Here is a 12,245-nt window from a genome sequence, read left to right as displayed (position 1 = left end):
CCCGGTTCGCCGGTTCGTAAACAGGGTTGTCCAATCCCCGCAACCGCGCTATCCCCCGCGCAACGAAATGGGTCCGGGGCGCGGCCCGCAGGTGGAGTTGCGAATATGAAGGCACGGGTGCATGTGATGCTCAAGAACGGGGTGCTTGACCCGCAGGGTGAGGCAGTTCGGCACGCACTGGGCGCGATGGGCTTCGATCAGGTCGAGGGCGTGCGGCAGGGCAAGGTCATCGACCTGGAACTGGCCGATGGCGCGACCGAGGCGGACGTGACCGAAATGTGCGAAAAGCTGCTGGCCAACACGGTTATCGAGCGCTTTGAGATCGAACTGATCTGAGTTTCACCCACCAAGGAGGGTCCGCAATGCGCGCTGCCGTCATCGTATTCCCCGGCTCCAACTGCGACCGCGATCTTGCGGTTGCGTTCGAACAAGCAGGTTTTCAGGTTGATATGGTGTGGCACAAGGTTGCCGCGCTGCCCGAGGGGGTCGATATTGTCGGCGTACCTGGGGGCTTCTCGTATGGGGATTATCTGCGCTGCGGCGCTATTGCGGCGCAGTCGCCGATCTGCAAGGCGGTTGTCGACCATACCGAGCGCGGCGGCTATGCGGTCGGCATCTGCAACGGCTTTCAGATTCTGACCGAAACCGGAATTCTGCCCGGCGCGCTGCTGCGCAATGCGGGGCTGAAATATATCTGCAAGACCGTGGGGCTGAAGGTCGAAACAAGCGACAGTGCCTTCACCGAGGGCTACAATGCCGGAGATGTGATCGGCATTCCGATTGCGCATCACGACGGAAACTATTTCGCCGATGACGCAACATTGTCCGCGCTGAAAGATCAGGACCGGATCGCGTTCACCTATAGCGAGAATCCCAATGGCTCGGTGGGTGATATCGCTGGCATTCTGTCCGAAAACCGGCGTGTTCTTGGGATGATGCCGCACCCCGAGCGGGCGGCGGATCAGGGTCATGGCGGCACCGACGGGGCGGCATTGTTCCGCGCATTGTCAGGCGTACTGGCGCCGGCGTGACTTGAGGTCATCTCCGCGCCCGCGTAACTTCCGGGGATGAATTCCGAAGTTCGTTCAGGCAGGTCCAAATTGCTCAGACCTTTTCGCGGTGCGCCCCTTGGGTGGCGCTTGCGCGTGGCCGTTCTTGTGCTTTTGCTTGCGGCGGTTGCGACGGTCTGGGTCACAAATAGCCTGCTGACAGATCGGTTCACCGAATCCACCCGAAACCGGGCCGAGGTCCGGCTTGCCCTGTATTCCGGTAACCTGCTGAGCGAACTGCGCCGAAACGCGATCGTCCCGCAATTGCTGGCGCGTGACCCTACGCTGATTTCCGCCTTGCAATCCAGCGATTACACGCTGTCGTCCCAGCGGTTGATTTCCTTTGTGGAAGAAATTGGCGCGGCCTCGCTGATGTTGTTGGACATTGATGGGACAACGCGGGCCGCCACAGACCGAAACAGAATTCAGGAAACGCACCGCAACACGCCCTATTTCGTGGATGCAATTCGGTCGAACGCCACGATTTTTTCCGTTATTCCGAGGGAAGCAGGCGGGTACAGCTTTGCGTATTCCCGTCGGATCGAATCCGGGCCAGATACCTTGGGCGTCATTGTTGTCGAGGTCGATCTGCAGAAATTCGAACGCACCTGGGCGGGGATTTCGGACGCGGTCTTTGTAACCGACAGCACCGGCACCATCATCCTGTCGACCGAACCGCAGTGGCGCGGGCTTGAGGAAACGGCCGCGTTGCTGCGTCAACCGCCGGAAGGAGCTATTCAACGAGCAATCCGGGCCACGACGGACTGGACGGCGCTGCCCCCCGACGCCTACCTGCAGGGCGAAGCCGTGATGCGGATGGAAACGCGCATCCCGTTCCGGGGCTGGCAGATGACCTCGTTCACCACCTACGCTTCGATCCGTGAGAAGGTGAACAGCGTTATCGCGCTCGAGATTATGGGCTTTGCGATTCTTCTGGCGTTGGCCTTCTATGCGCTCAGCCGCCGGGCGACGCTGCGGATGGCCCTGTTCCAGCGCGAATCGGCAGAGCTTCGCGCATTGAACACAAGGCTGCAGCGGGAAATCGCTGAGCGGGAACGGGTTGAAAAGACGCTGGATTTGGCCGAACAGACCCTTGCCCAAAGCTCGAAACTGGCCGCTTTGGGCGAGATGTCTGCCGCCGTCAGTCACGAGCTGAATCAACCGCTGGCTGCAATGAAAACCTATCTGGCTGGGGCCCGGCTATTGCTGCGCCGAAACCGCCCTGAAGAGGCGTTGGCCAGCTTTGGCCGCATCGACGGGTTGATCGAGCGAATGGGGGCGATCACGCGGCAGCTAAAGTCCTACGCGCGCAAGGGTGCGGATGCGTTTTCACCTGTAAACCTTGGGGAAGCGCTGGCCTCATCCCTGTCGATGATGGAACCGCAATTGCGGCAACGGCATGTGAAGATCACTCAGATCCTGCCCGAGGAACCAGTGATGGTGATGGGCGACCGGATGCGGATCGAGCAGGTGATGGTCAACCTCTTGCGAAATGCGCTGGATGCCACCAAATCAGTGGCAGAGCCAGATGTTGAGATTATTCTGGCCGCAGGCGACATGGCGGTGCTGACCGTGCGTGACAACGGGTATGGTATTGAAGACATCGAAAACCTGTTCGAGCCGTTCTACACCACCAAACAGCCCGGCGATGGCGTTGGACTGGGGCTTGCCATCTCGTCCGGGATCGTGAACGACCATGGCGGACGGCTGACCGCGCGCAACGGCCAACACGGCGGCGCGGTGTTCGAGATGCAACTGCCGATACTGGGAAGCGACGGCCTTCAGGCTGCGGAATAACGAGGAATGATTATGGCACAGGCCATGAAGATCGCCATTGTGGATGACGAACAGGACATGCGCCAGTCGATCAGCCAATGGCTGGCATTGTCCGGGTACGACACCGAAACCTTTTCCAGCGCCGAGGATGCGCTGAAAGTTTTGGGGCCGGACTATCCGGGCATCGTGATCTCGGACATCAAGATGCCGGGGATGGATGGTATCCAACTGCTGAAAAAGCTGATGGGGGCGGACAGCACTCTGCCGGTTATCATGATCACCGGCCATGGTGACGTGCCCATGGCGGTTGAGGCGATGCGGGTCGGCGCGTTCGATTTCCTTGAAAAGCCTTTCAATCCGGATCGAATGTCGGAACTGGCTAAACGTGCCAGCAACGCGCGGCGGCTGACCCTGGACAACCGGGCGCTGCGGCGTGAGTTGTCGGGCGGCACGCAGATCATGAACAAGCTGATCGGGGCCAGCCCGGTGATGGAACGCCTGCGCGAAGATATCCTGGACCTCGGGCAAGCCGATGGCCATGTGCTGATCGACGGCGAGACGGGTACCGGCAAGACATTGGTTGCCCACGCGCTGCACGCTGTTGGCAGCCGGGCGGGCAAGAAATTTGTTCTGGTCTCCTGCGCGGCGCTGGAAGAAGAGGCTCTGTCGAAACGCCTGTTCGGCCCGATGATGCCCGAGGACACGCAACTGCCCGCCGTCGAGGAGGCGCGCGGCGGCACCTTGGTTCTGGAAGATGTCGAGGCGTTGAGCGATACGCTGCAGGCCCGTCTGCTGAGCGTGATGAACGAACAGGGTACGCCCGCTGAAACCCGGATCGTCGCGATTTCCAATCTGCAAGAGGCTGGCAAGACGAGCGAGGACGTTCTGCGCCCCGACCTGTTCTACCGTCTGGCCGCTTTGCGCATCACTATGCCGCCGCTGCGTCAGCGCGGCGAAGACATACTTAGCCTGTTCACCCGCCTGAGCGAGCAATTCGCCGAGGAATACGGCTGTGACGCACCCCAGGTCAGCGCGCAGGAAGCGGCGCAACTGCTGCAGGCCCCATGGCCGGGCAATGTGCGTCAACTGATCAACATTGCCGAGCGTGCGGTGCTGCAGTCGCGGCGCGGGTCGGGCACGATTGCGTCGCTGTTAATGTCGGATCACGAAGAAATGCAGCCGGTGATGACGACCGAGGGCAAGCCGCTGAAAGAATATGTCGAGGCGTTTGAGAGGATGCTGATCGACAACACGATGCGCCGCCACAAGGGCTCGATTGCGTCGGTGATGGATGAGTTGTGCCTGCCGCGCCGGACGCTGAACGAGAAGATGGCCAAATACGGTCTGCAGCGGTCGGATTATCTGTAGCGGGTCAGGGGGCTCTGCCCCCGCCGCCCGTGCCGAGCGACTCCCCCGAGGTATTTTTGAACAGAAGAAGGCGCGGCAGCGGGTTTGAATGAACCGCTGTGCAGTTTGCCCATTGTCTTTTCCACAGGACTGCTTTTATTGTATGCGAACGGGCCGGGCTTTTTGCGCCCACAAGTCCCGATTTTGAGTTTCGCTGTTTTGCTGATGATGGTGACACATCCCACGCGGCAAAACAGGCCGATTGTGCCTCGAAAGAGGCAATTGAATGCCTGAGCCCGTAAATCGGGCGAAAGGAATAAATGGGCAGGCAGCGGCACACCGCGCCTGTCGGAGAAGAACCGCGATGACGCGCGCGCAACGATTGAACATACGGGCAGGGGGCCTCAGCGCCAGACCCTGCCGCGCGCCGTCTGAAATCGCCCGTACAAGACACCTCCCCAAATGTGCCTGTCCGCCCGGACGGGTCAGGACAACGCGTTTGGCGCGGTGCACCAAGGACACATGGCTAAGAAAATGCTTATCGATGCCACCCACGCGGAGGAAACCCGCGTCGTGGTGGTCGACGGAAACAAGGTCGAGGAGTTCGATTTTGAATCCGAAAACAAACGCCAGCTTGCCGGCAACATCTATCTTGCAAAAGTAACCCGGGTCGAGCCGTCGCTGCAGGCGGCCTTTGTCGATTACGGCGGGAACCGGCATGGTTTCCTGGCGTTTTCCGAGATTCATCCTGATTACTACCAGATCCCCGTCGCCGACCGCGAAGCGCTGATGGAAGAAGAACGTGCCTATGCCGAAGCCATGAAGGCGCGGGATGAGGCCGAGGAATCCAAGCCCAAGAAGCGTCGGTCGCGGTCACGGTCCAAAGCGGCGGACGTGAAATCGGATGATGCCGTCGAGTCGATTGAGGTATCCTCGGAACCGTCGGGGATGGAGACCATCGACCTGGAGGATGGCGAAGAAACCAGCGATCTGGACGTGCCCGAAGGGACCTCTCCGGTAGAGTTGGTTGCAGATACGCCGGTCGAAGAGCCAGCGGAAGAAGCGACCGAAGAGACCGCCGTCGTGGAGCCTGATGAGGTAGCCGACGCAGACCCGACGGATGAGGTCGCGGCGCAAGATCCGGCGGATGCTGCTGACGCTGAGGATCTGGGCATCGCGGAACCTCAGGACGTGGATGAAACCGTAGCGCAGGAAGCTACCGAGGCGGAAGCGGCTGCGGATGATGCGCAGGCAGAAGCAACTGACGCAGATGCGGCAGAAACCGAGGTTGAAGCTGAAAAAGCGGAGGCAGAGGACGCGGACGAAGGTGAAGCGCGTTCGGACGCCACCGCGAAGGATGACACGATTGAATCGGTTGCGGATGAGGATGACAGCGAGGACATTCGCCCGCCGCGCAAACCACGCGCGCGTCGGTACAAGATTCAGGAAGTGATCAAGGTCCGTCAGGTCCTTCTGGTACAGGTGGTCAAGGAAGAACGCGGCAACAAGGGCGCGGCACTGACGACATACCTGTCGCTGGCAGGCCGGTACTGCGTGTTGATGCCAAACACCGCACGCGGCGGCGGGATCAGCCGCAAGATCACCAACGCGCCCGACCGCAAGAAGCTGAAAGAGATCGCCTCGGAGATTGACGTGCCAACCGGCGCTGGCCTGATCATCCGCACGGCGGGGGCCAAGCGCACGAAGTCCGAAATCAAGCGCGACTATGAATATCTGCAGCGCCTGTGGGAGCAGATCCGCGAACTGACGCTGCAATCCATTGCGCCTGCGAAAATCTATGAAGAAGGCGATCTGATCAAACGCTCGATCCGCGATCTGTATAACCGCGATATCGACGAGGTTCTGGTCGAAGGCGAGGGCGGCTATCGCATCGCCAAGGACTTCATGAAGATGATCATGCCGTCTCACGCCAAGAACGTGAAACGGTATGAGGACGCGCTGCCCCTGTTCGCGCGCTATCAGGTGGAAAGCTATCTGGGCGGCATGTTCAACCCGACCGTTCAATTGAAATCCGGCGGTTACATCGTGATCGGCGTGACCGAGGCACTGGTGGCGATTGACGTGAACTCGGGCCGGGCGACCAAGGAAGGCTCGATCGAAGAAACCGCGCTCAAAACGAACCTTGAGGCGGCCGAGGAGGTTGCGCGCCAGTTGCGCCTGCGTGACCTGGCCGGTCTGATTGTCATCGACTTCATCGATATGGACGAGCGCAAGAACAACGCGGCTGTCGAGAAGCGTCTGAAAGAAAAGCTGAAAACCGACCGTGCGCGCATTCAGGTCGGCCGGATTTCCGGTTTTGGTCTGCTCGAGATGAGCCGTCAGCGTCTGCGCCCCGGTATGCTGGAGGCGACGACACAACCGTGTCCGGCGTGCCATGGCACCGGGCTGATCCGCTCGGATGACAACATGGCGCTGTCGATCCTGCGTCAGATCGAAGAAGAAGGCACCCGCCGTCGCTCGCGCGAGGTGCTGGTACGTTGCCCTGTGAGCATCGCGAACTTCCTGATGAACCAGAAGCGCGAACATATCGCTCAGATCGAAGCGCGATATGGCCTGTCGGTGCGTGTCGAAGGCGATATTCATCTGGTGAGCCCCGATTTCTCGATGGAGAAGTTCAAGACGGCAAGCCGGATCGTGCCCGAAGCGACGGCTCCGGTTGTATCCGTGGATGCGTCCTTGATGGATCTGGTCGATGCCTCGGACGGGGAAGAGGTCGAAGAAGAAGCCGTTCAGGCCGAAGAAGAGGTCAAACCCAAGCGCAAGCGTCGCCGCCGTCGCCGGAAGAAAGGTGGCGGGTCTGGTGAAGCCAACGAAGCGACAACCGACGAGGCCGAGGCCTCTGCGGATGAGGAAAAAGCTGCGGCGGCTGAAACTGCGCCAGACGCTTCGACCGATACGACTGACGAGGCTGAGACGGCGGAAGAAAAGCCCGCTAAACCGAAGAAGAAGCGCGCGCCTCGCCGCAGGAAGAAAGACGCAGAGCCTGTTGCCCAAGAAGCCCAACCTGAACAGGCTGAGGCAACGGGCGAAGGCGAAGACGCCCCTGAAGGTGAACAGTCCACCGAAGCGGTGGAAGCAGCGCCCGCGACCGAAGACTCCGAAGCCGCAGAAGAAACAGTGGCGTTGGATGCGCAGGCAGAGGACGCCCCGGAACCTGAAGTTCTGGCGGAAACGATTGTCGCCAAGGACGAAGTAGAGGTTGCACCCGAAGAGACCGCTCAGGAAGAACCTGCGGAACCGGTTCTGGAGACCGTAGCGCCGGAACCTGAACAACCCAGCGAACCGCCCAAGCCGAAGCGGCGCGGGTGGTGGTCACTTGGTAAGTAAGAAAAAGAGAGGCGAGCCAGGTGCTCGCCTTTTTCTTTGCTGTCCGGGTCAGCCTGATTTCTGGATCAGATAGATTTGATGGCCGTCCGTTTCTTCCTGCGACAGAAGGCGATGGCCACTCTCAGTACAGAAATGCGGAACGTCGATGATCGCGGCGGGATCATCGGCCAGCACCCGCAGCACTGCGCCTGTGGGCATGGATTTCAGGCGTTTTCGCGCTTTCAGAACGGGCAGAGGGCATAGCAGCCCCAGTGCATCAAGTGTTTCAGTGGGATTTGACATAGGGCTCAGATATTTCCACTTTGTCGTGGTGTCCAGCGTGCAACCACGAGGATGTGACCGAATGGCCCCGTGACGCCGGGCCTGTGATACCATATGTGCTGATTTATGTTCGGAATTGATATCATCGACGCGGGCCTCTTGCCCGCCATGTTCATCGCCATGATCGGCGGGTTGATCAGCTTCCTGTCGCCCTGCGTCCTGCCAATCGTACCGCCGTATCTGGCTTACATGAGTGGCGTGACGATCAATGAGATGCAGGACGAGGCGCAAGCGCGGCGCAAGGCCACCCTTTCGGCGCTGTTCTTCGTTCTGGGTCTGTCGACCGTGTTCCTGCTGTTAGGCTTCACGGCCTCGGCCTTTGGGGCATTTGTGCTGAAAAATCAGGTGCTTTTTGCCAAGATTTCAGGTGCGGTGGTTATCGTTTTCGGCCTGCATTTTCTGGGCGTCTTCCGCATTTCGCTGCTGGACCGCGAAGCGCGGGTTGAAACCGGTGACTCCGGTGGCTCGGTTTTTGGTGCCTATATCCTTGGCCTTGCCTTCGCCTTTGGCTGGACGCCTTGCATCGGTCCTCAGCTGGGTGCGATCCTGTCTCTGGCCGCGTCCGAGGCGTCGGTGGCGCGCGGAACTTTCCTGCTGGGGATTTATGCCGCTGGTCTGGGGATTCCGTTCCTTCTGGCCGCGATGTTCCTGAACCGCTCGATGGCTGTGATGAACAAGATCAAGCCGTACATGGGTACCATCGAGAAAGTGATGGGCGGTCTGCTGCTGTTTGTCGGCATCATGCTGATAACCGGTCTGTTCACCGAATTCAGCTGGTGGCTGCTGGAAACATTCCCCGCGCTGGCCGTTCTGGGCTGATCCATCTTACCTTGACCTCAATGCTGCGTTAACCTGCGCAGCAGAAGGTAAGGCAATGAGCAGTCAGACAAATCAGCCTCAGGTGCGCAGACGCCGGGTGTTTTACATACCTGGGTACGATCCGATTCATCCCCGCCGATATCGTGAGTTGTACCGCACTGAATCGCAGGCTCAGGCCGCAATTTCCGGCTACCAAATAACCGTCTCTGCCAAGCAGGGCGAAGGACCCTATGGCTGGCATGTGGTGTCTTGCCAGGACGGGGTTGAAGTGCAGACGGATGTCGAGGTCCTTGTCTGGTCGGACATCGTGCGCGACAGCATGTCCGGGTCGATCCCTGCGACGTATCTACAACTGGCGCGCACCGCTTGGATTTACCTATCAACCGGTACGCTGTGGCGGTTGATGCAATTGCGCAAGGGCCCGGTGATCGCAGCGCTGTACCCGGTTGGGATGCTTGTGCTGCAGCTTCTGGTCGCTTTTGCGGTCACGATCGGAATGGTCGCTGTTCTGTGGCCGTTTGCGGAATGGGTAGGCCTGGTTCCGGCGCTGGCGGCGGCCTATGGGTTGCTGCATTGGTTTCGGAAGATCGACAACCGGTTGTTCGCCTATTACCTAATGCACGACTACGCCTATTCCGCGCGATTTCAGGGCGATATTTCCGGTGAACTGCAGGCCCGTCTGAACAGTTTCCGGGACCTGATCGTAGAGTCGATGAGTGAAGATGCAGATGAGATTCTGATCGTCGGCCACAGCTCTGGCGCGCATCTTGGGGTTTCGGTGCTGGCCGATGTCATGCGGGCTGGCGGGCTCAGGAGCAGTGGCCCGTCACTGTCGTTTTTGACTCTGGGGCAAGTAGTGCCCATGGTGTCATTTCTGCCCAAAGCCGACCGCCTGCGCGAAGATCTGCGCTTTCTGTCCACGCAATCGGATTTGACATGGGTCGACGTATCTGCACCGGGGGATGGCTGTGCTTTTGCGCTGTGCGATCCGGTGGCCGTCAGCGGCATGGCGGGGCCGGAGAAGCAGTGGCCGTTGGTCCTGTCGGCGGCCTTTACCCAAACCTTGTCGCCCTCACGGTGGCAGGCCTTGCGATGGCGGTTTTTTCGGCTGCATTTTCAATACCTGTGCGCCTTCGACCAGCCGGGCCAATATGACTATTTCCGCATCACCGCCGGACCCCGAACCTTGCGCGAACGCTTTGCGGACAGCACTCCATCCCGGTCACGCATCGAAAAATCCGTCTCCAAATACACCTCGGTCCGCGCATGAGGCCGCCCAAACCCGAACCGCGCCCCGATAAGGTCTCGCTCTGGCGTTACCTGAAACTGTTCCGGCAAGATTTGCTCTCTGCGCAGCCCCAACGCCTGTACCGCGCGTGGATGGCCGAGTTTCGGACTCCGTTCTTCCGCTCTTTTTTGATCAATCAACCCGATCTAGTCGACTCGGTGTTAAAAAAACGCCCGGATGAATTCCCGAAATCGGCCCGGATCAGCGAAGGCCTGCGCCCCCTGCTGGGCGAGTCGGTGTTTCTGACCAATGGCGAGACGTGGAAGCGCCAGCGGCGCATTATCGACCCGGCGTTCGAGGGTGGGCGGCTGAAAGATACCTTCCCGGCGATGCTGGCGGCCTCGCAGGCCTGCGTGGACCGGTTGAGGCCGCAGGCAGGAAGTGAGATTGAGTGTGAGGAAGTGACCTCTCACGCCGCCGCCGATGTCATTTTTCGGACGCTGTTTTCCGTGCCCATTGAACACGAAATTGCCGCGCAGGTGTTTCAGAAATTCCGCGCCTATCAACGAGAACAACCCCTGTTGAACCTCGCGGCTTTTGTCCCTTTGCCGCGTTGGCTACCCCGGTTTCATTCTCGCGCCACGCGCCGCAATGCCCGCGATATTCGGGACCTGATTGGACACCTGACCAAAGACCGCGCGGCCGCCATCAACACAGGTACAGCCCCGGACGATCTGGCAACCAAAATCATGACCACGCCCGATCCGGCCTCGGGCCAGTGTTTTGATACGCCCGAGATGGTCGATCAGGTCGCGATCTTCTTCCTCGCCGGTCATGAGACCAGCGCGTCGGCTCTGGCCTGGACCCTGTATCTGATGGCGCTGTACCCCGATTGGCAGGAACGGGTCGCGGAAGAGGCGCAGGCGCTGAACGATCCGTCCTTCGCGGTGATGTCAAAACTCCGCATCAGCCGCGATGTATTCCGCGAGGCACTGCGGCTGTACCCCCCCGTGCCGATGATGGTGCGCGAGGCGTCGTGCCCGGAGCACTTCCGCAACCGCGACGTGCCAATGGGGTCTCAGATCGTGATCAGCCCATGGCATCTGCACCGGCACGAACGGCTTTGGAACAACCCCGACGCGTTCGACCCATCCAGGTGGTCGACGGAAAACGGCAAGACCTGCCAGCGGGACGCATACGTTCCTTTCTCAACAGGTCCCCGAGTCTGCACGGGCGCAGGCTTCGCCATGGTCGAAGGGCCCCTGATCCTGTCGATGCTACTACGCCACTACAGGTTCGAAACAATCGAGGGCAAAACCCCGGTTCCGGTCGCACATCTGACGGTGCGTTCAAAAGATGGCATATGGTTACGGCTGGTTGAGCGCTAACAAACTACCATCGCCGAACGACGTGCGGTATGCGGGGAAGGAAACCGGAATCATTATTGAATGGGAATAAATTATGTCCAAAGCAGAACAGCGCGCGCAGATGTCCGATGGTGCAGGGTTCATTGCAGCACTGGATCAAAGCGGCGGATCGACCCCCAAGGCGCTGGCGCTTTATGGTGTTGAAGCCTCGGATTACGGCTCGGACGCCGAGATGTTCGACGAAATCCAGAAGATGCGCGCGCGGATCATTCTGGCAGACGATTTCACCAAGGACAAAGTTATCGGCGCAATCCTGTTCGATCGCACGCTGGGTGAAGAGATCGAAGGCCGCAAGGTCGCCGACTACCTGTGGTCAGTCAAAGGTATCGTGCCGTTCCTGAAAATCGACAAAGGCCTGGAAGAGCAGACCAATGGCGTTCAGATGATGAAGCCGATCCCAGGGCTGGCCGAGACCTTGGCCAAGGCGGATGGCGTGTTCGGCACCAAGGAACGCTCGGTGATTCATGAGGCCAACGCCGAAGGCATCGCCGCTGTGGTCGCCCAGCAGTTCGATGTCGCGCGCGAGGTTGTGGCGGCGGGCATGATCCCGATTGTCGAACCGGAAGTGAACATTCATTCGGACACCAAGGTCGAGGCCGAGAACATTCTGAAGGCCGAGCTGCTAAAAAACCTCGATCAGATGGGTGAGGGGCAAGATGTCATGCTGAAACTGACCTTGCCCACGCAAGCGAACCTGTATGATGAGGTCGCCGACCACCCGCGCGTGGTGCGTGTTGTTGCGCTGTCGGGCGGCTATTCGACTGATGAGGCCTGTGATCTGCTGGGGCAGAACGGCAAAATGATCGCCTCTTTCTCGCGCGCTTTGACTGAAGGGCTGGCCAAGCAGCAGTCCGAGGCGGAATTCAACGCAGCCCTCGGCGGCAATATCGACAAGATTTTCCGCGCGTCGGTTTAATTCTGGGTGCCCTT

At 59.8% G+C, this 12,245-nt stretch carries 10 protein-coding genes; 9 read left to right on the top strand and 1 reads right to left on the bottom strand.

Annotated features, from left to right (window positions below; all coding sequences use genetic code 11):
• The first annotated feature begins 105 nt into the window (after positions 1-105).
• From purS to ACR0NJ_RS09860, 5 genes are all read left to right on the top strand, one after another.
• Positions 106-336 carry a phosphoribosylformylglycinamidine synthase subunit PurS gene (gene purS / locus ACR0NJ_RS09880; protein ID WP_480610692.1) on the top strand — a complete coding sequence of 77 codons (231 nt, stop codon included), beginning with the start codon at positions 106-108 and terminating at the stop codon, positions 334-336.
• Positions 337-362: 26 nt separating this feature from the next.
• Positions 363-1,031: a phosphoribosylformylglycinamidine synthase subunit PurQ gene (gene purQ, locus ACR0NJ_RS09875; protein ID WP_480816956.1), complete on the top strand. Its 669-nt coding sequence runs from the start codon at positions 363-365 to the stop codon at positions 1,029-1,031.
• 36 nt (positions 1,032-1,067) lie between these two features.
• Positions 1,068-2,846, top strand: coding sequence for a sensor histidine kinase (locus ACR0NJ_RS09870; protein ID WP_480816955.1), 1,779 nt, complete (start codon positions 1,068-1,070; stop codon positions 2,844-2,846).
• Between the two features lie 12 nt (positions 2,847-2,858).
• Entirely contained in the window at positions 2,859-4,193 is a 1,335-nt protein-coding gene (locus ACR0NJ_RS09865; protein ID WP_480610699.1) for a sigma-54-dependent transcriptional regulator, read from the top strand.
• Between the two features lie 501 nt (positions 4,194-4,694).
• Positions 4,695-7,520 (top strand): Rne/Rng family ribonuclease, encoded by a 2,826-nt coding sequence (locus ACR0NJ_RS09860; RefSeq protein ID WP_480816954.1) that lies wholly within the window; start codon positions 4,695-4,697, stop codon positions 7,518-7,520.
• Positions 7,521-7,568: 48 nt separating this feature from the next.
• Here the strand turns inward: ACR0NJ_RS09860 and ACR0NJ_RS09855 are convergent, their stop codons facing one another.
• Positions 7,569-7,802, bottom strand: coding sequence for a sulfurtransferase TusA family protein (locus ACR0NJ_RS09855; protein WP_480816953.1), 234 nt, complete (start codon positions 7,800-7,802; stop codon positions 7,569-7,571).
• Positions 7,803-7,907: 105 nt separating this feature from the next.
• Between ACR0NJ_RS09855 and ACR0NJ_RS09850 the strand changes: the two genes are divergently transcribed.
• The 4 genes from ACR0NJ_RS09850 to ACR0NJ_RS09835 all read left to right on the top strand — a co-directional run bounded on the left by ACR0NJ_RS09850 (position 7,908) and on the right by ACR0NJ_RS09835 (position 12,231).
• Positions 7,908-8,660 (top strand): cytochrome c biogenesis CcdA family protein, encoded by a 753-nt coding sequence (locus tag ACR0NJ_RS09850; protein ID WP_480816952.1) that lies wholly within the window; start codon positions 7,908-7,910, stop codon positions 8,658-8,660.
• 55 nt (positions 8,661-8,715) lie between these two features.
• Positions 8,716-9,930, top strand: a complete 1,215-nt coding sequence (locus ACR0NJ_RS09845) for a hypothetical protein (protein ID WP_480816951.1) — start codon at positions 8,716-8,718, stop codon at positions 9,928-9,930.
• Complete coding sequence (locus tag ACR0NJ_RS09840; protein ID WP_480816950.1) at positions 9,927-11,276, top strand: cytochrome P450; 1,350 nt, start codon at positions 9,927-9,929, stop codon at positions 11,274-11,276. Before ACR0NJ_RS09845 ends, ACR0NJ_RS09840 begins: the two co-directional genes overlap by 4 nt.
• A gap of 73 nt (positions 11,277-11,349) precedes the next feature.
• A complete protein-coding gene (locus ACR0NJ_RS09835; protein ID WP_480816949.1) occupies positions 11,350-12,231 on the top strand; it encodes a fructose bisphosphate aldolase in 882 nt (293 codons plus the stop codon).
• Positions 12,232-12,245 lie beyond the last annotated feature (14 nt).

Source organism: Ruegeria sp. F11 (assembly GCF_056533855.1).
Note: the sequence above shows the minus strand (reverse complement) of the source record. Positions and strands in the feature narration are given on the sequence as shown.

Coding starts and splice junctions, on each gene's coding strand:
- purS (WP_480610692.1), top strand. CDS start 106: ATGAAGGCACGGGTGCATGTGATGCTCAAGAACGGGGTGCTTGACCCG.
- purQ (WP_480816956.1), top strand. CDS start 363: ATGCGCGCTGCCGTCATCGTATTCCCCGGCTCCAACTGCGACCGCGAT.
- ACR0NJ_RS09870 (WP_480816955.1), top strand. CDS start 1,068: ATGAATTCCGAAGTTCGTTCAGGCAGGTCCAAATTGCTCAGACCTTTT.
- ACR0NJ_RS09865 (WP_480610699.1), top strand. CDS start 2,859: ATGGCACAGGCCATGAAGATCGCCATTGTGGATGACGAACAGGACATG.
- ACR0NJ_RS09860 (WP_480816954.1), top strand. CDS start 4,695: ATGGCTAAGAAAATGCTTATCGATGCCACCCACGCGGAGGAAACCCGC.
- ACR0NJ_RS09855 (WP_480816953.1), bottom strand. CDS start 7,802: ATGTCAAATCCCACTGAAACACTTGATGCACTGGGGCTGCTATGCCCT.
- ACR0NJ_RS09850 (WP_480816952.1), top strand. CDS start 7,908: ATGTTCGGAATTGATATCATCGACGCGGGCCTCTTGCCCGCCATGTTC.
- ACR0NJ_RS09845 (WP_480816951.1), top strand. CDS start 8,716: ATGAGCAGTCAGACAAATCAGCCTCAGGTGCGCAGACGCCGGGTGTTT.
- ACR0NJ_RS09840 (WP_480816950.1), top strand. CDS start 9,927: ATGAGGCCGCCCAAACCCGAACCGCGCCCCGATAAGGTCTCGCTCTGG.
- ACR0NJ_RS09835 (WP_480816949.1), top strand. CDS start 11,350: ATGTCCAAAGCAGAACAGCGCGCGCAGATGTCCGATGGTGCAGGGTTC.